The organism is Mycobacterium sp. 360MFTsu5.1 (assembly GCF_000383495.1).
Lineage (GTDB): Bacteria > Actinomycetota > Actinomycetes > Mycobacteriales > Mycobacteriaceae > Mycobacterium > Mycobacterium mucogenicum_B.
The window spans coordinates 1-18,288 of sequence record NZ_KB911478.1 but is presented as its reverse complement, the minus strand read 5'-3'; the positions used below and the strand labels follow the sequence as shown (position 1 = coordinate 18,288).

At 67.8% G+C, this 18,288-nt stretch carries 16 protein-coding genes; 10 read left to right on the top strand and 6 right to left on the bottom strand.

From position 1 onward, the window contains the following. Positions 1-93 precede the first annotated feature (93 nt). Entirely contained in the window at positions 94-816 is a 723-nt protein-coding gene (locus tag H289_RS0127895) for a response regulator (protein WP_020104154.1), read from the top strand. Beyond that, positions 813-1,940, top strand: a complete 1,128-nt coding sequence (locus H289_RS0127890; RefSeq protein WP_020104153.1) for a sensor histidine kinase — start codon at positions 813-815, stop codon at positions 1,938-1,940. The genes H289_RS0127895 and H289_RS0127890 overlap by 4 nt, the downstream gene beginning before the upstream one ends. A 3-nt stretch (positions 1,941-1,943) precedes the next feature. Here the strand turns inward: H289_RS0127890 and H289_RS0127885 are convergent, their stop codons facing one another. Then, positions 1,944-3,203, bottom strand: a complete 1,260-nt coding sequence (locus tag H289_RS0127885) for a PucR family transcriptional regulator (RefSeq protein WP_020104152.1) — start codon at positions 3,201-3,203, stop codon at positions 1,944-1,946. Positions 3,204-3,328: 125 nt separating this feature from the next. On the opposite strand from H289_RS0127885, the gene H289_RS0127880 reads away from it, so the two are divergent. From H289_RS0127880 to H289_RS0127855, 6 genes are read left to right on the top strand one after another with little or no spacing between them, the layout of a single operon-like run. Beyond that, the gene (locus H289_RS0127880) at positions 3,329-4,825 is read left to right on the top strand and encodes a flavin-containing monooxygenase (RefSeq protein ID WP_020104151.1); all 1,497 of its coding nucleotides are present in this window, start codon (positions 3,329-3,331) and stop codon (positions 4,823-4,825) included. An 11-nt stretch (positions 4,826-4,836) separates the two neighbouring features. Next, positions 4,837-5,772, top strand: a complete 936-nt coding sequence (locus tag H289_RS0127875) for an alpha/beta hydrolase (protein WP_020104150.1) — start codon at positions 4,837-4,839, stop codon at positions 5,770-5,772. A 13-nt stretch (positions 5,773-5,785) separates the two neighbouring features. Beyond that, positions 5,786-6,892, top strand: a complete 1,107-nt coding sequence (locus tag H289_RS0127870) for an NDMA-dependent alcohol dehydrogenase (protein WP_020104149.1) — start codon at positions 5,786-5,788, stop codon at positions 6,890-6,892. A 35-nt stretch (positions 6,893-6,927) separates the two neighbouring features. Beyond that, the gene (locus tag H289_RS0127865) at positions 6,928-7,728 is read left to right on the top strand and encodes a prolipoprotein diacylglyceryl transferase (protein ID WP_029105843.1); all 801 of its coding nucleotides are present in this window, start codon (positions 6,928-6,930) and stop codon (positions 7,726-7,728) included. Continuing rightward, positions 7,709-8,164, top strand: a complete 456-nt coding sequence (locus H289_RS0127860) for a hypothetical protein (RefSeq protein WP_196810099.1) — start codon at positions 7,709-7,711, stop codon at positions 8,162-8,164. The genes H289_RS0127865 and H289_RS0127860 overlap by 20 nt, the downstream gene beginning before the upstream one ends. After that, positions 8,161-9,726: a radical SAM protein gene (locus H289_RS0127855; protein ID WP_020104146.1), complete on the top strand. Its 1,566-nt coding sequence runs from the start codon at positions 8,161-8,163 to the stop codon at positions 9,724-9,726. Before H289_RS0127860 ends, H289_RS0127855 begins: the two co-directional genes overlap by 4 nt. Before the next feature lie 290 nt (positions 9,727-10,016). Here H289_RS0127855 and nagA read toward each other — a convergent pair whose 3' ends face one another. The 4 genes from nagA to H289_RS0127835 form a co-directional block, all read right to left on the bottom strand. Further along, complete coding sequence (gene nagA, locus H289_RS0127850; protein WP_020104145.1) at positions 10,017-11,174, bottom strand: N-acetylglucosamine-6-phosphate deacetylase; 1,158 nt, start codon at positions 11,172-11,174, stop codon at positions 10,017-10,019. Between the two features lie 13 nt (positions 11,175-11,187). Continuing rightward, the gene (locus H289_RS0127845) at positions 11,188-12,435 is read right to left on the bottom strand and encodes a D-alanyl-D-alanine carboxypeptidase family protein (protein ID WP_020104144.1); all 1,248 of its coding nucleotides are present in this window, start codon (positions 12,433-12,435) and stop codon (positions 11,188-11,190) included. 96 nt (positions 12,436-12,531) lie between these two features. Further along, entirely contained in the window at positions 12,532-13,530 is a 999-nt protein-coding gene (locus H289_RS0127840) for an SMP-30/gluconolactonase/LRE family protein (protein ID WP_020104143.1), read from the bottom strand. Between the two features lie 94 nt (positions 13,531-13,624). Beyond that, positions 13,625-15,334: an APC family permease gene (locus H289_RS0127835; protein WP_020104142.1), complete on the bottom strand. Its 1,710-nt coding sequence runs from the start codon at positions 15,332-15,334 to the stop codon at positions 13,625-13,627. An 82-nt stretch (positions 15,335-15,416) separates the two neighbouring features. Between H289_RS0127835 and H289_RS0127830 the strand changes: the two genes are divergently transcribed. After that, the gene (locus tag H289_RS0127830; RefSeq protein WP_020104141.1) at positions 15,417-16,322 is read left to right on the top strand and encodes a sigma-70 family RNA polymerase sigma factor; all 906 of its coding nucleotides are present in this window, start codon (positions 15,417-15,419) and stop codon (positions 16,320-16,322) included. A gap of 30 nt (positions 16,323-16,352) precedes the next feature. Here H289_RS0127830 and H289_RS0127825 read toward each other — a convergent pair whose 3' ends face one another. Further along, on the bottom strand, positions 16,353-17,144 hold the full coding sequence (locus H289_RS0127825; protein ID WP_020104140.1) for a phosphatidylethanolamine N-methyltransferase family domain-containing protein: 792 nt from the start codon (positions 17,142-17,144) through the stop codon (positions 16,353-16,355). Between the two features lie 442 nt (positions 17,145-17,586). Between H289_RS0127825 and H289_RS33225 the strand changes: the two genes are divergently transcribed. Further along, the coding region (locus H289_RS33225) for a PLD nuclease N-terminal domain-containing protein (RefSeq protein WP_051128622.1) at positions 17,587-18,288 on the top strand (702 nt) is incomplete at its 3' end.

The window sequence follows — 18,288 nt, the reverse complement described above, 5'->3', positions numbered from 1 at the left end:
CGCCCGGCGGGCATTCGACAGAGATTTCAGAACCGTAAGAAACGGACCGATACCCCGCCGGCTGTCTAGGCTCAGCATCATGAGAGGTGCGATATGGATGCGCCCGTGAGCTCCAACGACGGCGGCGGCGCGCACGTCGTGCTGGTCGAAGACGACCAGCGGGTGCGGACCGCGGTGGCGGCGTACCTGCGCGCCAAAGGTTTTCGGATCGACGAGTTCTCCGACGGGGAGACCGCGCGGGACGCCGTGCAGCGCTCGACGCCCGACGTGCTCGTGCTCGACCGCATGCTGCCCGGGCTGTCGGGCGACGACCTGCTGCGCGAGATTCGCACCCGCTCCGACGTTCCGGTGATCATGCTGACCGCCCTCGGGGCGAGTGGGCACCGGATCGACGGCCTCGAACTCGGCGCCGACGATTACCTGGCCAAGCCGTTCGCGCTGCGTGAGCTGCAATTGCGGATCTCGAAACTGTTGCGGCACAGGGTCTCCCACCAGTCACCGCTCGCCCCGTTCGTTGTCGGCCGCTTCCGCATCGACCCGACGATGCGCCGGATCACCTGCGGCAGTGCCGATGTCGAACTGACCGGACGCGAATACGAACTGTTGCTCTTCCTCGTCAAGAACCCCGACCGCGTGGTTTCGCGCGATGAGATGTTGCGCGAGGTGTGGGGCTGGAGTGCCGGCGACGCGTCGACCGTCACCGTGCACATCCGGCGGCTCCGCGAGAAGATCGAAGCCGACCCACGCGATCCCGTCTACCTGCGCACCGAGTGGGGCACGGGCTACCGGTTCACGCCGTCGGGACGGTCGTCATGATCCTCGGTGCGGCCGACCTCGTCATCATCGCGGTGACGGCCCTGATCTGCACGTCCGTGGCCACGGGTGCGGCCGTTCTCGTCATGCAGCTCAATCGGCGCGGATCCATCGGGACGCAGGTATCGGTCCTGATCTGCGCGACGATCGTCGCGATCGTCGCCTCGACGGTGGCGATCTCGATCGAGATGTACCTGTCGTCGCACGACCTGCAGGTGCTGCTGGCGGTACTGGCCATCTCGGCACTCATGGCGGGCCTGGCCGCCGGGTTCATGCTGCGACGGCTGCGACGGTCGCTGGCCCGGCTGCAACGCGCGGCCCGGCAGATCGGCAGTGGCGAGGTCGTCACAGCAGACGTCGACAGTTCGCGGGAATTCGCCGAACTGTCCAGTCAGCTCGCGCAGTCGTCCGCACAGCTGGCGGCGGCCCGCGCCGAGGTCGAGCAGCTCGACGCGTCACGCCGTCAGCTGGTGGCCTGGGTTTCGCATGATCTGCGGACACCACTGGCCGGGATGCGGGCGATGGCCGAGGCGCTCGAGGAAGGCGTGGTCGACGAGCCGGCCGACTACATCCGGCAGATCCGCGACCAGGTGGACGCCGTCAACGGGATGGTCGACGGGCTGTTCGAGTTGTCCAAGATCCAGAGCGGCATGCTCAAGCTCAGCAAGGAGCCGGTGGTTCTCCTGGACCTCGTTTCCGATGTCGTGTCCGACATGCAGGCCCTCGCGGCGACCCGCGGCATCACCATCACGCACGCGGAAATGACGGACCAGGTGCTGTACGCCGACCCCGGCGAGCTGTCCCGCGTGGTGGCGAACCTGTTGGTCAACAGCATCCGGCATGCGCCGGAGGATTCCGAGATCCAGGTGTCGGCCCACCACCTCGACGGCGACCGGATCGTGCTCACCGTGCTGGACCAGGGGCCCGGCGTGCAGTCGCACGATCTCGGGCGCATGTTCGACATGGGGTGGCGCGGCACGCAGGCCCGCACCCCGGAGGCCGACGGCTCGGGCGCCGGCATCGGTCTGGCCATCGTGCGGGGCATCGTCGAAGCGCACGGCGGCCAGGTGTCGGCCGCCCACGTGCCCGGCGGATTCCGGCTGGATGTCACGTTGCCGACGACGTGATGGCTAGGCGCCCTGCGGCGCCGACATGAGCACACGGGGACCGAGTTGGTGCGCCAGCTCCAGCGCGAGTTCCATCGCGAGCCGGCGTTCCCCCGGCTGGTAGCCGAGCAGCTCGGTGGCCCGGGCCACCCGCTGCAGCACGGTGTTGCGGTGGGTGTGCAGTCGCGTGGCGGCGCGGGGAGCGTTCTCGGCCTCGTCGAGGAACACCCGCAGCGTGTCGCGCAGGCGGGCCGCCGCCGGGGTGTCCTCCGCGAGCGGCCCCAGCGTCGCCGCGACGAATTCGGCTGCGCGGTCGGTGTTCTGGGCCGCCAGCGCCGTGACTTCGAGATCGCGGAAGAGCGCAACCCGCGCGCCGCCGGGGTGCCCGGCGAGCAGACTCTGGATCGACAGTGCCGCCTCGTGAGAGCGGCGAAAGCCGGTGATGCCGGGCCGTGTCGGTCCCACGGCGACGCGAATGTGGTTCTGCGCCTGTTCTATTGCGTCGGACAGCGCGTCGACGGCGGGCTCGGCGCTGCTGCCCAGCCACGCCCACAACGTCGAGGGACCGACCGACAGCGTCAACGGCGGACGAGTGCCCGCGGCCCGCGCCAGTACCGCCGCGGCGGATTCGAGCGCACCCTGGACGTCACCGTGCGGCGGCGTCCACAGGACCAGTGCGGTGTGGCGCTGGCGGAGGTCGTAACCCAGGCGCTCACCGGCCCGCCCGGCGTCGATCGCGGCGCCGTCCAGGATGAGCCGGATCGTCTCGGCGCGGCGGGCGATCGCGCCGCCGAGTACCTCCTCGCGTTCGCGTTGCGCTGCGATGACAACGCACCCGAGCACGGTGTCGACGTACGCGAAGAGGCGTTGAGAGGACTCCTCCAGGAGTTCGAGCAGTAGCGGGCCGGAGGGGACGAGCCGGGTGGCGTGCTTCATATAGCGACTCCACGCCACGTTCTGTCCGCGCCGGTAGGACTGGAACAGTACATCGAGCTCCAACCCGCGGCGGGCAATCGTGCGGGCGACATCGAGGGCCTCGGGCGGGATGTCGATAGGGGCGGGCTTGGCTTCCCGACGGGCCAGCATCGACAGCACTCGCGCGGCGTTGGCCCGGTTGCTGGCGGAGGTGTCCGCCAGCACGGCCGCATCCGAGCCGGCGGCAGGGGAGAGCTCGATCTCGGCGGCGTCCATCTCGGCGACCAGGTCGTCGAGCTCTGCCAGCAGCAGTTCGGCGACGTCACCCATGAGGTTGATGACCTCTGGTGATGGTGTCTCGGCAGCCATCAACGCAGTATGCCCCGGCACATATCCCGGGTCGAGTACTGGGCCGTCGCACCTGTTTTGCGCCTGGCGACGTCCATAACGTGAGTGCCATCACAAAAAGCTGTCCACCCGTCAGGAGCCACAACGTGTCCATCACCTCAACGCAGCGGTCGAAGACGCAGGACGTCGACGTACTGATCATCGGCGCCGGCATCTCCGGCATCGGCGCGGCGTATCACCTCAAGGCGAACCGCCCGGGCACGTCGTTCCTGGTCATCGAGGGGCGCGACGCCATCGGCGGTACCTGGAGTCTGCACAAGTACCCCGGCATCCGCTCGGACTCCGACATGCCCACTTTCGGGTTCGGCTTCAAGCCGTGGACCCACCGCAAGTCGATCGCCGACGGCCACATCATCCTCGACTACCTGCAGCAGACCGTCGACGAGAACGGGATCGGCGCGCACATCCGGTTCGGCCGGCACGTGCAGAACGCGAACTTCGACTCCGACACCGGGCGCTGGACCGTCACCACCACGCACGGCGAGGACACGACGACGTTCACCGGCCGGTTCCTGTTCCTCGGCACCGGGTACTACGACTACGAGAATCCGTTCGTCCCGGACTTCCCGGGCAAGGCGGAATTCGCGGGCCCGGTCATCCACCCGCAGCTGTGGCCGGAGGACCTGGACTACGCCGGCAAGAAGGTCGTCGTCATCGGTAGCGGCGCGACGGCGGTCACGCTGATCCCGTCGATGGCCGACAAGGCCGCTCACATCACCATGCTGCAGCGGTCCCCGAGCTACGTGCTGTCGGTGCCGGCCGCGGACCCGATCACCAATGCGCTGAACACGGTGCTCGGCCACGAGCGCGCCTTCCCGATCGTGCGGCGCAAGAACATCGCGACGGCGCGCGGGCTGTTCAAGCTCTGCCAGAAGTACCCGAAGATCATGCGAAAGCTGTTGATCGCCAACGTCGCGCGGCAGCTGCCCAAGGGCTTCGATGTCGACACCCACTTCACCCCGCGTTACAACCCGTGGGAGCAGCGCCTGGCCATGGTGCCCGACGGCGACCTGTTCAAGGCGTTCCGGACCGGCAAGGCCTCGGTGATGACCGATCAGATCGAGCGCTTCATCGAGCGCGGCATCCTGCTGCAGTCCGGGCAGGAGCTGGAGGCCGACATCATCGTCACCGCAACGGGTTTGAACATGTCGCTGTTCGGCAAGATACAGCTGAGCGTCGACGGCCAGGTGCTCAACATGCCCGATCACACGGTGTACAAGGCCATGATGGTGTCCGACGTACCCAACATGGCGTTCGCGATGGGCTACACCAACATCGCGTGGACGCTGAAGGTCGACCTGGTCTGCGAGCACTTCTGCCGGATGCTCGACCACATGGACGCCCATGGACACGACGTCGTCGTGCCGGTGGTCGAGAACCCCGATATGGCACGCGGCCCGCTGATGGACCTGTCGTCGGGCTATGTGCAGCGCGGCATCCAGCAGTTCCCCCGCAGCGGCGACAGCGGTTCGTGGCTGGTCAAGCACGCCTACGAGATGGATGCCGAGCGGCTGCGGGGCGGACCCGTCGAGGATCCCGGCCTGCGGTTCTCGTCCGTCAAGACCGTCGCGTACGCCTCGTAGGGAGATCGTTCATGAAGCAGCTCTACTTCTACAGCCACGGAGTGCGTTGTGCCGCTTGGCATCTGCCCGCTGCCACCGATGCGCTGGCCGGGGAGTCCGGCCGGCCGTGCGTGGTGATGGCCCACGGCTTCAGCGGTACCAAGGACACCGCGTTGCTCGGCTTCGCCGAGCCGTTCGCCGCCGCCGGTCTGGACGTGCTGGTGTTCGACTACCGCGGGTTCGGTGAGTCCGAAGGTGTTCCCCGGCAGGATGTTTCGGTTGGCCGCCAGCGGCAGGACTATCACGCCGCCATCGCCGCGGCGCGGCACCTGCCCGGGGTGGACCCGGACCGGATCGTGCTGTGGGGTACGTCGTACGCCGGTGGCCACGTCATCGCCGTGGCGGCCCGGGACCAGCGCATCGCGGCCGTCATCTCGATGAATCCGGCCGTCGACGGGAGGGCCACGCTGGCCCACCTGGTCCGCAACTGCGGTGCCGGATATCTGTTGCGCGCCAGCGTGAATGCGCTGCGGGACGTGCTGAGCGCGGCGCGCGGACGGCCCGCGCACATGGTGCCGGTGGTCGGGCAACCCGGATCGTCCGCGGTGATCGCCACCTCGGGTTCGGAGGAGGCCTGGCTGCCCGTCGCCGGGCCGACGTGGCGCAACGAGGTGCGTGGCCGGCACGCTCTCGGCGTCGCCTTCAACCGGCCGATCACGAAAGCCGGAAAGCTGTCGTGCCCGATCCTCGTCCAGCCCGGCACCGACGACCGCATCGCGCCGGCCGCAGCCGCCCGCAAGGCGGCCCGCCGCGCCGGGTACTGGGCGCAGCTGCGCGAGTACCCCGCAGACCACCTCGATTTCTACGACGGTCCCTGGCAGCAGCGGGTTCTGGCCGACCAGCTCGACTTCCTGCAGCGCGATCTGGCCCCGGCTCAAGGGCACCGCCACGTTACCCACTCAGCCTGAAAGGAACAGACCGATGAAGACCACCGCAGCCGTCCTGCTTGAGCCAGGTAAGCCCTTCGAGATCATGGAACTCGATCTCGACGGCCCCGGGCCGGGCGAAGTGCTGATCAACTACACCGCCGCCGGACTGTGTCACTCCGATCTGCACCTGTCCGACGGTGACCTCCCGCCGCGCTATCCCATCGTCGGTGGGCACGAGGGCGCCGGCATCATCGAGGACGTCGGCCCCGGCGTCACCAAGGTCAAGCCCGGAGACCACGTGGTGTGCAGCTTCATCCCGAGCTGCGGCCATTGCCGATACTGCTCGACCGGTCGGCAGGCCCTGTGCGACATGGGCGCGACCATTCTCGAAGGCTCGATGCCGGACGGTTCGTTCCGATTCCACAAGGGCGGCACGGATTTCGGTGCCATGTGCATGCTGGGGACGTTCGCCAAGAAGGCCACCATCTCGCAGCACTCGGTGGTCAAGGTCGACGACTGGCTGCCGCTGGAGACCGCCGTGCTCGTCGGCTGCGGTGTGCCGACCGGCTGGGGCGGCGCCACCTATGCGGGCAACGTGCGGCCCGGCGACATCACCGTCGTGTACGGCATCGGCGGCATCGGCATCAACGCCGTCCAGGGCGCCGCGCATGCCGGCGCGAAGTACATCGTCGCCGTCGACCCGGTGCCGTTCAAACGCGATACGGCGCTGAAATTCGGTGCGACGCATGTCTTCGCGAGCGCCGAGGCCGCCGCCGAGAAGATCACCGAACTGTCCTGGGGGCAGGGCGCCGATCAGGCCATCATCTGCGTCGGCACCGTGGACGAGGACGTCGTCACATCGGCTTTCAGCGCCATCGGCAAGGGCGGGACGGTCGTCGTCATCGGTATGGCCAACCCCGAGAAGCTGACGATCCACGTCTCGGGCCTCGAGTTGACCTTGTTCGAGAAGACCATTCGCGGCTCGTTGTTCGGCTCCGCCAACCCGCAGTACGACATCATCCGCCTGCTGCGGCTCTACAACGACGGCCAGCTGCAACTCGACGACCTGGTGACAACCCGATACACCCTCGAAGAGGTCAACCAGGGCTATCAAGATCTTCGTGAAGGCAAGAACATTCGCGGGATCATCGTGCACTGACGATTCCGGCCGGTAGGTTTGCCACTGTGATCGCGATGATCCCGCAGTGGCAGATCGGACCGGTGCAGGTACCGGTCCACGGTCTGTTCGTGGGATTGGGGGTCCTCGCCGCCGTCCTCGTGTTCGTCCACGAGGCGCGGCGCCGCGGCGCGGTGAACGAGCAGTCGCTCGTGGCCGTCACCGGTGCCCTCGTCGGCGGGGCGATCGGCATGCGGGCGTCGGGCCTGGCGCGGCACCTCGATTTCAGCGCCAACCCCACGGTCGCGCAGGCGTGGGAGTACGGGTCCAAGAGCATCCTCGGCGGCCTGCTCGGCGCCTACGTCGGTGTGCTGATCGCCAAACGGCTCGGCGGATATCGCGGTAAGACCGGCGACCTGTTCGCTCCCGCGGTCGCCCTGGGGATGGCGATCGGCAGAATCGGCTGCCTGCTCACGGAGGCGCCCGGCCGCCCGACGACACTGCCGTGGGGCGTACATGCTCCGGCGAGCACCCCCGAGTGCCCCGGATGCGTGGCCGGGCTGGCCATGCACCCGTCGTTCGTGTACGAAATCGTGTTCCAGCTGACGGCTTTCGCCGTGCTCATGTGGCTGCGCCCCAGAATCACCCATCCCGGTGAGTTGTTCGTGATCTACGTGGCGGCCTACGCGGTGTTCCGCTTCTTCGTGGAGTTCGTGCGCGCCAACGAGACAGTGTGGCTGGACCTGACGCGGCCGCAATGGGTGCTGCTGCCGTCCTTGGCGCTCTTGGGTTTTCGGGTGTGGCGCGGCTACCGCCGTGGCTACTACCGGATTTCGTCTGCAGACAAGGAGGGCGACCGTGTCCCAGCCGCCAATTGATTATCCAGACGATGAGCCCGGGGACGGTGTGCCACGGGGCCAGAATCCGCCGCAGCACCCGCCATACTCCCAATACCCTCAATATCCGCCGCAGTATCCGCAATACCCGCAGTACCCGCAGCAGTACGGCTATCCGCCGCCGCGGAACCCCAACGCCATCTCGGTCGGCGGGGTCATCAGCGGGGTTCTCATCTTTCCGGTGATCAACTTCGGCATCGGCTTCGTCACGGTGATGATCGCCAATCAGGGGAAGTTCTTGTTGGCGTTGGGTGCGGTGGCGCTGGCTCTCGTCGCGTTCGGGGGTGGCTTCGCGCTGTGGAAGACCGGCAACCCGGCGTCCAAGGGGCTCGGCCTCGGCCTGATGATCGGCTGGGCGCTCACCTCGATCCTGACCGTCGGATATTGCACCGGTCTCAACCCCACCATGTACACATGACGTCCGGGATGGGTCTGCGCGGCGACCGAATCCTGCGCTACGTGACGGCCTACTGCCCGCGCTGCCACCACGACGCTCCGGAACGGCCGCTCGCCGATGTGGCACGCCTGTCCGGCCGACTCGTCGAGCGCGACGGGAGAGTATGGCTGGAGCGGGGCTGCCCGGCTCATGGACTGATCAGCACCCTGTACGACGAGAGCCCCGAGATTCTGGCGTACCTGGAGGAGTGGACCGCTCCGACGAAGGCCCACATGCCCGATGTGGCAGGCAATTTCGACCCGATCCCGTCCGCGTATCTGCGCGGCCTGCCGGAGATGCAGACCCAGCACACGTGCATCCTGCTCGAGGACATCGCCGAGGTCTGCAATCTGCGGTGCCCCACGTGCTTCACCGATTCGTCGCCCGATCTGCGCAATGTGGTGCCCGTCGCCGACGTGCTGGCCAATGTCGATCAGCGGCTGGCCCGGGAGAACGGGCGGCTGGACGTGCTGATGCTCTCCGGCGGGGAACCGACGCTGCATCCCGATCTGGCCGAACTACTCGGCGAACTGACCGGCCGGCCCATCACCCGAATCCTGGTCAACACCAATGGCATCCGGATCGCCACGGACGACGCCCTCCTGGAGCTCCTCAGCGCCCACCGGCACCGCGTCGAGGTGTATCTGCAGTACGACGGGCTGTCCGAGACGGCGCACCGGCACCACCGCGGCGGCGACCTCCGCAAGCTGAAGACGCAGGCTTTGCGGCGTCTTTCGGAGCATCAGATTTTCACGACGTTGGTGATGGCCGCCGCGCTCGGCGTCAACGACGACGAGATCGGCGACATGGTGCAGCTGGCGCTGGACACCCCTTACGTCGGCGGCATCACCATTCAGCCGCAGTTCGGCTCGGGGCGGTCGGGCAACCTGGATGCGCACGACCGGCTGACACACACCGGCGTGCTGAGCAGGCTCGGCCCGCAGACCGCAGGCCTGGTGACCTGGCGGGACGTCACCGCGCTGCCGTGCTCGCATCCGCACTGCTGCTCGGTCGGCTATGTGCTGCGCGACGATTCCGGGCAGTGGCGGTCGCTGGTCTCGCTGATCGGCCATGACATTCTCAAAGAACGACTCGGGTTGGTATCCAACAGGATTGCCGACAGCGAGCTGCCGCAGGAACTGCAGCTGGCGGTCCGGGAATCGCTCCTGGGGCTGTTGTCCGAGCAGTCCTCGCTGTCGCACCCCGGGATCGGCGACGTGTGGCGAACCATCTGCCAGAACTGCGATCTGGGCATGCCGACGCTGCTGGCGCTGGCGTCGTCGGCGCTGCCGGGCGGAAAGAACCGCGTGCGGAAGCTGTTGGGGGAGCGGGTGGTTCGCATCACCGTCAAACCGTTCATGGACATCTCGACCATGATCGAAGAGCGCCTGGTGCAGTGCTGCGTCCATGTCGGCACGCGGTCCGGCCAGGACCAGTGCGCGCCGTTCTGCGCGGTACAGGCGTGGCCGGCGCTGGGGCGCCAGCGGATGTCGATCGCCGCGGGTACCGACGTGCGAAAGGCGCTGCCGCTCACGGTGATTTGAGGGTTGGCTCGTGGTTGTGGCATTGACTGCGAATCTGCGCACCTGCTCACTCGCACTTTCGCGACGTCAGTTCGCACTCAGTCGCCGAGATCAATTGCTTGTCGAGTGCCCAGCGGGTGCAGGAGATTCAGCGGACTGCTGACCGTCGTGGAGAGCGGGCCTACGCCGAACGTGCAGCTTTTGCCGCTCAAAGCCGTAGATTCCGTACCGAAACTGCACGTTCGGCGTAGGGCTCACGGGGAGTATGCGTGTTTCTCCGTCCGCTCGGATCTGGCCAGCACAAGCCGTAGTCAGGCTGGTGCGCCCCGACTCGCCGACCACACCCCGCGCCGCACCACCGCGCGCACCTGCAGCTTGGGGTCCAGCACGACGAGGTCGGCAGACATCCCGGGCGCCAGTGCGCCGGCGTCGTCGAGACCCAGTGTGCGCGCCGGCGTCGTCGCCGTCATCGCCACCGCGTGCCGCAGCGCCGAATCCGAGGCCGCCTCCAAACCCGTTGCCGCCGTGCGGAACAACGTGTCCATGGTGGCGGTGCCGCCCGCGATGGTGGACCGCTCGCGCAGCCGTGCCACCGAGCCGCTGACCTCGACGTCGAGCCCGCCCAGTTGGTACGTCCCGTCGGGCATGCCCGCCGCTGCCATCGCGTCGGTGATCAGTGCGACGCGATCCGAACCCGCGGTGACCGCCACCTGGTGGACGAGCGCGGGATGAAGATGCACGCCGTCGGCGATGAGCTCGACCGTCACCCGGGCATCCTCGAGGAGCGCCAGCGCCGGGCCCGGATCGCGGTGGTGCAGCGGACGCATGCCGTTGAACACATGGGTGCCGACGGTGGCGCCCAGCTGCAGAGCCCGTTTGGTCTGTTCGTAGCTGGCGTCGGTATGGCCCACGGCCACAATGACTCCCGCATCGACGAAGCGCTCGATCGCGACATCGGCGCCGGGCAGTTCCGGGGCGATGGTGACCATCCGGATGGCGCCGTCGCCGGCCGCGAGAACGGAGTCGATCTCCGCGGGGTCGGGGTCCCGCAGCTGCGTCACGTCATGCGCACCGCAGCGCGCCGAACTGAGCCACGGGCCCTCCAGATGGATGCCGGCGACGACGCCGTCGTGTACCGCGTCGGCCAAGGTCTGAACTTGCGCCAGCAGGACCTCCGGCGCGGCCGTCACCAGGCTGGCCAGGGTCGTCGTGGTCCCGTGGGCGCGGTGAAACTCGGCGGCCCGCGCCACGTCGTCGGGATCGTCGGTGCTGTAGGAGAAGCCGCCGCCGCCATGCACGTGCATGTCCACGAATCCCGGCACCACCACACCGTCGGGGAAGTCGGCGTCGACGACGCGGGGCGGGGCACCGCTGCCGCACGCCACAATGCGGTCGCCATCGATCTCCAGCCACCCGGGCCGGCACACAGAATCGCCGAGCACCACCGTCCCGGCCGAGATGAGCGTCATCGCCCGTCAGTCTCTACCGGTTGGAGTGCTGGGGGCGCCGATTGATCGAACGGGCAGCCATCATCAGCGAGAGCACCACGGCGGACCCGACCACGCCGACGCCGACGCGGATCGGCACCGCGTCGGCCGGCGTCAGACCGTCGAAGGCCGCGGCGGCCGCGGGATGCTTGGCGTCGGGCTTGCGCTGGGTGAGCGACGGGTCCGGCTCGATCAAGGTGCCGACCTTGGTGCCGGGCGGGGTCGCGAAGCCGTAGTCCAGCAGGCGCGCGGCCTGCTCCCACGGCGCGATCGGCACGCGGGTGCCGTGCAACAGAATCGCGACGAGGCGGCGCCCGCCGCGGTCCGCGGCGCCGACGAACGTCTGCCCGGCGTCGTCGGTGTAACCGGTCTTGCCACCGAGCGCGCCCGGGTAGTTGTAGAGCAGCTTGTTGTCGTTCTCCAGCTCGTAGCCGGGGTGGTCGCCGGGTTCACCGGGCTTGGCCGGGTGGCCGGGGAAGTTGTACTTCTGCGTCGCCACGATCGAGGCGAACGTCGGGTTCTGCCAGGCATAGCGGTAGAACAGGCCCATGTCGTAGGCCGAGGTGCTCATGCCGGGGCCGTCCAGGCCGGACGGGGTGGCTGCCCGGGTGTCGCGACCGCCCAGCTTGGAGGCCAGGTCGTTGATCTTGCCGATCGCGGTGTCCATGCCGCCGACCTGCATCGCCAGTGCGTGTGCGGCGTCGTTGCCCGAGTGCATCAGCAGGCCGTGCAGCAGGTCGTTGACGGTGTAGACGCCGCCGTCGTCGACGCCGACCCGGGTGCCCTCGGCGGCAGCGTCGTCCGGGGTTCCGGTGACGCGCTTGTTGATGGGCAGTTCGCGTAGTGCCTGGGTCGCGATCAGCACCTTGATGATGCTGGCCGGGCGGTGCCTGCCGTGCGGGTCCTTGGCGGCGATGATGTCGCCGCTGTCGAGGTCGGCCAGGAGCCAGGCGTCGGCAGAGACATCGCCGGGCAGCGGCGGCATGTCCGGTGCGGCGACGATGCCGCAGCTGCCCATCAGGTCCCCGCCGAGCGGTGTGGCCGGCACGGGGATCGGGGCCGGCGGGTCGCCGGCCTTGGGCACCTCGGACTGGTCGACCGCGGGCGGGGTGTTCACCCGGTACGGGCACGGGTCAGCGGCCGGCGGGTCGGGTTCGGCATAGGCCAACGCCGGTGCGGCCGTCAGGAAAAACGCCGCTGCCAGGGCTGCAGCGCGCTGTGACGTTGATCGGGTGGTCGCCATGGTGTCGTCAGATTAGGCGACGGACCACCGGATCCCGTGTTGCCGCGCTGTGACAAATGGGGTTGAAGTTACAAATGTGAATTAGCTAACCGGGGCCTACCGGCGCTCGGGGAGCGCGCAGTGCGCCAGCGCGGGCACCCCGATGGAGCTCATCCACAGCCGCCCGTCGTGCTCGACAAGTCCGGTCACCTGTCCGAACTGGCGGTGCCGGCCACGCACGCCCGCGACCGCGGCGCCGCTGTCGGGATCGAAGGCGACGGCCCACACCTCCAAGGCCATCTGCGGCTGCAGCGCGTCCGGCAGACGCCACACCAGCTGGCGCAGGATGGTCGGCCGCGGCGCGAGCCACTCGGCAGCGGCATTGATCGGGGTGACGAACGCGACCCAGATTCGTCCGTCGGCGCCCGTCGAGATGTTGTCGGGCATGCCGGGCAGGTTGACCGCGAGCGGCGTGATGCTGCCGGCCTGCGGCCCGGACAGCCAATACTTCGACAGCCGGCGCCCCTGCGTCTCGGCGAACACCAGCGCGGTGCCGTCGGCGGTGACGGTGACGCCGTTGGCGAAGTACAGGCCCTCGCGCAGCGTGCTCACCGTGCCGTCGGTCGCCAGCTTGTACAGGCCGCCGTCGCCGCGGGCCTCGAGGATCGCGGCGCGGAAATGCTCGTAGTGGAACGAACTGGTCGATTCGGTGAAATAGATTGTGCCGTCTTCGGTTTCGGTCACGTTCGAGCAGAACCGCAGGGGCCGGCCGTCGATGTCGGGTACCAGTACCTCCAGGGCGCCGGTGCCGGGATCCAGTGACAGTAGCCCCCGATAGCTGTCGCAGACCAGCAGTCGCCCGTCCCGCGCGACGTGCAGCCCCAACGGCCGGCCGCCGGTATCGGCCACCACATCCGTGTCGCCGTCGGCGGAGACCCGCACGATCCGCCCGTCGACGAGGCCGGTCCACAACGAGCCATCGGCGCCGACGACGACGTCCTCCGGGGCGTCGCCGGGCATCGGCACGATGGTCAGTTCCGCGGACGGGAAATCGGGCAGGGCGTCGACCGGCGGTGGGGTCCAGCGCACCGGGTTGATGGGCGGCTTGTGCGGCACGTGTAGACGGTAACGCCTGTTACGTGCCGGGAGACGGGAAAACCCCCAATTTGCCGTCGAATCAGCGGTTTTCACGATCCCGCTGAGCGATCCGTCAGTCGCGGCGGAATTCCTCGCCGGTGGCCGTGTCCACCGCAGTCCCGCCCGGTGGCAGGTTCGACAGGTCCGGAGCGATGACCGTCGGCATGTCACCGGAGTCCGGTAATCCGAAATGCGCAGGTGCGGACTGAACGGAGGCCGGCGTATCCAGCACCAGGTCATGACGCCGCGGCAGCGTCAGCCCACGGAAGTACTCCGGCTGCGCGACGCGCCACGCGAACATCAGCACCACACCGAGCAGCAATCCGACGACGCCGACCACACCCACCGCACCGAACCCGAAAATGGTGACGTCGTGGTGGTTTTCGTCCTTGAGCCAGTCCGGCTTGCTGTACTGGACCAGCCCGTAGACGAACACCACCGACAGCGTGACGCCGCCGAGCAATGGCAGCAGGCCGCGCATCGTGAAGTCACGCACGTTGCGGGTCAACGTTTTTCGGTAGAACCAGACGCACGCGAACCCGGTCAGCGCGTAGTAGAAGGCGATCATCAGGCCGACCGAACCGATCAGGGCTGTCAGCAGATCGGCGCTGATCGCGGTGAACAACACGTAGCACAGCACCGACAGCACGCCCATCACGATCGTCGAGGTGGTCGGTGTCAGGTACTGGCGATGAATCTTTGCGAAACTCTGTGGCAGCGCACGGTATACGCCCATCGACAGCGTGGTGCGCGCCGTCGGCATGATGGTGGTCTGCGTCGAGGCGGCCGCCGACGTCAGGATCGACGCCGACAGCAGCAGCATGCCGATCTTCCCAATCACGCTGTCGCCGAACAACGATGGCCCGATGGCGGTGAAGACGTCCTTGGCGTTCTCCTGGTTGCCGAGCCCGATACCCTCGGTGCCCACGCCCGCGAACGCGATGGTCGAGACGGTGACCAGCGCGTAGGTGGCGAGCAGCAGGAACGTCGAGATGACGGCGGCGCGGCCGGGGGTGCGGCCCGGATCGTCGGACTCCTCGTTGCACGCCACCGCGGTGTCCCAGCCCCAGTAGATGAAGATGGTGGCCAGCACCGCCGGGGCGATCACCGTGCCGAAATCCATTCCGCCAGGCCAGAACCAGGACCACGACGGCATGATTGAGTAGGCATGCCCGTGATGCGTGTAGACCTTCACCAGGGCCACGACCGACACCACGATCAACACGACGACCTCGACCGTCAACAGCACGTACTGCAACCGGGCCGACACCTCGATGCCGCGGTAACAGATGTACGTCATCAACACGATCCAGATGACGCCCGCGACCGTCGACCACAGCGTGCTGTTCGCCAGACCGGCGGCCGAATGCCAACCCAGGTCACCGACGAACGTGAACGAGTACGACCCGGCGATCTGCGCGAGATTGGCCATCACGATGACGTCGGACGCGATGATGCCCCAGCCGCCCAACCAGCCGACGACGGGACCGAAGGCGCGGGCCGCCCAGGTGAACGTCGTGCCGCAGTCGGGCTCGGCCTTGTTCAGTTCCTGGTAGGCGACGGCGATGAGGTACATCGGCACGAACGAAATGAGCATGATCGCAGGCGCTTTGACCCCGGCGAGCAGCGTGCCGCCGGCGGCGATGACGAGGCCGAGCGTCGCCGCCAGGCTGTATGCCGGTGCGGTGGACGCCAGCCCGACCACCACGCTGGACACCAGGCCGAGGGCACCCCGTTTGAGGCCTTTGTCTCGGGCGACGATGTCTGGCGCTGTCGTAGTCATCTGCTCCCTGCTCATCCCGGTTGATTGCCGATGAGATGCTACGGTTCGCCGCTCTCGAACAGCGAGTCGTAGGTTGGTGTTTGTGACCACTGCGCAGGACACCGATGAATTCGAGCGGTTGCGCCCGCACCTGCTGTCCGTCGCCTACCGGCTGACCGGTGTGTACGCCGACGCCGAGGACATCGTGCAGGACGCCTGGTTGCGCTGGCACAGTGCCGATGTCGACGCCATCGAAGAGCCCCGCGCCTGGTTGACGACGGTGGTCAGCCGCCTCGGCCTGGACCGGCTGCGGTCCGCGGCGCACCGCCGCGAGGCCTATTTCGGCGAGTGGCTGCCCGAACCGGTCGTGACCGGATTCGACGCGTCGGACCCGTTGGCCGCCGTGGTCGCGGGGGAGGACGCCCGCTTCGCCGCGATGGTGGTGCTGGAGCGGCTGACACCCGACCAGCGCGTGGCCTTCGTCCTGCACGACGGTTTCGCGGTGCCGTTCTCCGAGATCGCGTCGGTGCTCGGCGTGACGGACGCGAGTGCGCGGCAGCTCGCGTCACGCGCCCGGCGTGCCGTCGCCGAAGCCCCGGCGCCACCGCCGGATGCCGGCCACAACGAGGTCGTCGGCAAGCTGATGGCCGCGCTCGCCAGCGGGGACATGGCCGCCGTCGTCGAATTGCTGCACCCCGAGGCCACGTTCACCGGCGACTCCAACCGCCGGGCCCCCACGGCACCGCGCACCATCGTCGGCGCGGACAAGGTGGCCCGGTTCCTCTTCGGGCTGGCCAGGCGGTATGGGCCGCAATGGCTTTCGACGTCGCAGTTGGCGCTCGTCAACGGCGAGCTCGGCGCGTACAACCCCGGCCTTCCGGGGGACGGCGAGCATCCGGAGATGCTGCCGCGCGTCACCGCGCTGACCGTGCGCGACGGCAAGGTCGTCGCGCTGTGGGACATCGCGAACCCGGACAAGTTCACGGCGTCACCGCTGCGGTCTGATTAGCGGCTCGCCGCTGCGGCCTGATCAGCGGCCCTACAGCACGTAGGGGATCAGTGCCTTGCGGTCGGTCGGGTACTCGGGGAACTTCTCCTGGTACCAGGTGTGGGTGCCCAGCGCCCGGGGAATCAGGTTGCCCGCGGTGATCAGCAGGATGGCCACGCCGGGCAGTGCCCAGGTCAGCAGCGCGAAGCCGGACCAGGCGATGAGCTCGCCCAGGTACGCCGGGCTGGTGACGAACCGGAAGCCGCCGCCGAACGGAATCCGGTACTCCGCGCCGCCGGGATTGTTCTTGTCGCGCAGGTTTCGCACGATCGATTCCGAGTTGACCAGCAGCGCGAAGCCGCACAGATAGACAACCACGCCCACCAGGAAGCGGGGGTCGGTCAGCCACGCGGTGGTGTACTGCCCGAAGAAGTCGTGGCTGAACAGGGTCCCGTTGAGGTAGCCGTGCATCGACGTGACGAGCATGCCCATGACGATCACCGACACGTTGAAGGTGCCGCGCTTGCCGGGCGCCTGGCGGATCGCCAGCGGGAAGAACCAGCCCCGGTTGGCGTAGTGCAACAGCCAGATCCCGGCCAGCACCAGCGATGTCGGCTCGAAGCGGTGCGGCCCGGCCAGGTAGCTGATCAGGAACACGACGGTCGCCGGAATCTCCATCAACCACCAGCCGAGCTTCGGGTTGAGGTTCAGCCCGAGCTTCGTCGTCGAGAACCGCCCATACGAACTCTGCGCGAAGAAACCGCCGATGATCACGAACGCGGCGAACGCGAAGGCCGCCGTCAGCACCGTGTCATAGAACGTGTTGCCGGTGTACCAGTGCATGAGCGGTCCCTCGCTGAACAGGCGGTTTCGGCGGCCGTAGCCGTCATTTCTGTAACGTGTTCTACCACTTGGTCGGGTTATGAGGCCAGCGCCCCCGGAAGGGTGCGCAGCAGCCCTCACCCGCCGAGCGGATCAACCTGGTGAACGATCCGCTCAACCTGATCGCGACAACGCAAGCTCCGGACACACGTAAGAGTGACTCGGAATCTTCTTCTCGGCTGCCGCCGGCAAGGCGTCCCGGTGCGCGTGCGTGGCCCGCGGCCAGAATGAGCGGGATGCGAATTGGCTCGGCGACCGGTCGAGAAGCTCTGTGTGCCAGATCACTGTTGGTCGGCGTTCGGTTGCCGACTGCTCCCGCGACTACACCTTGACGAACGTGCCCACCCACGGCACGTCACGCGAAGTCGTGTGAATACTCAGGCGTCGGGGGAGGCCAACAACAATGCTGTATTTCGGTGTGCTCGACGTCATCGTGATGCTGTTCGCGATCGTCGACATCGCCTGCACCGAGGATCGCGAAGTGCGTGGATTGCCGCGCCTGCTATGGATTTTCATCGTCCTGCTCCTTCCGCTGGCCGGCTCCATCGCCTGGTTCATTGCCGGGCGCCCGGCCGCTGCGGCGCCACGGAACCGCACGCTCGATGCCCGACGGTTCCCCGAGTACGACAAACCGGGCCGCTTCATACCGGAGGATCCCGCCGCTGACGAGGAATTCCTGCAGCGCTGCCGGGAAAGAGCCGAGCAACAACGCCAGGCCGCCAAACGCAAACGTGCACAAGATGATCCCGTCAACAGCGACGCCGCAGATCAGGAACGCCCCGCCGCGGGGCCGGCGCCCCGTACCGTCCCGGAGCCTTCGTCTGCGGCAGGAACCGTCGCGGCGATGACCGGCACCGGCACCCAACACGAAGAGCTCGCCGATCTCGTCCGGGAGCAGCTCGTCTGTGGCTTCTGGGCCTACGACGACGTTCGGGAGTCGGTACTGTCGCAGATCGACGGCGACAGCGACATCACCGCGGACGCGGCCATCGATCTGTTGGACTCGATGTGGGACCAGCGGATTGCCGAGCAGCAATCTTGGCCGGACACCGGCGATTTCGGGCGACTGCAACAGATGTTCGCGCAACTGGAGGCGGAGGGCATC

What these genes read in the sequence shown, in the direction of transcription:
- H289_RS0127825 (WP_020104140.1), bottom strand. Translation starts at nt 17,144, where the DNA reads ATGCACTGGTACACCGGCAACACGTTCTATGACACGGTGCTGACGGCG.
- H289_RS0127865 (WP_029105843.1), top strand. Translation starts at nt 6,928, where the DNA reads ATGATCCCGCAGTGGCAGATCGGACCGGTGCAGGTACCGGTCCACGGT.
- H289_RS0127870 (WP_020104149.1), top strand. Translation starts at nt 5,786, where the DNA reads ATGAAGACCACCGCAGCCGTCCTGCTTGAGCCAGGTAAGCCCTTCGAG.
- H289_RS0127835 (WP_020104142.1), bottom strand. Translation starts at nt 15,334, where the DNA reads ATGACTACGACAGCGCCAGACATCGTCGCCCGAGACAAAGGCCTCAAA.
- H289_RS0127890 (WP_020104153.1), top strand. Translation starts at nt 813, where the DNA reads ATGATCCTCGGTGCGGCCGACCTCGTCATCATCGCGGTGACGGCCCTG.
- H289_RS0127885 (WP_020104152.1), bottom strand. Translation starts at nt 3,203, where the DNA reads ATGGCTGCCGAGACACCATCACCAGAGGTCATCAACCTCATGGGTGAC.
- H289_RS0127895 (WP_020104154.1), top strand. Translation starts at nt 94, where the DNA reads ATGGATGCGCCCGTGAGCTCCAACGACGGCGGCGGCGCGCACGTCGTG.
- H289_RS0127875 (WP_020104150.1), top strand. Translation starts at nt 4,837, where the DNA reads ATGAAGCAGCTCTACTTCTACAGCCACGGAGTGCGTTGTGCCGCTTGG.
- H289_RS0127855 (WP_020104146.1), top strand. Translation starts at nt 8,161, where the DNA reads ATGACGTCCGGGATGGGTCTGCGCGGCGACCGAATCCTGCGCTACGTG.
- nagA (WP_020104145.1), bottom strand. Translation starts at nt 11,174, where the DNA reads ATGACGCTCATCTCGGCCGGGACGGTGGTGCTCGGCGATTCTGTGTGC.
- H289_RS0127845 (WP_020104144.1), bottom strand. Translation starts at nt 12,435, where the DNA reads ATGGCGACCACCCGATCAACGTCACAGCGCGCTGCAGCCCTGGCAGCG.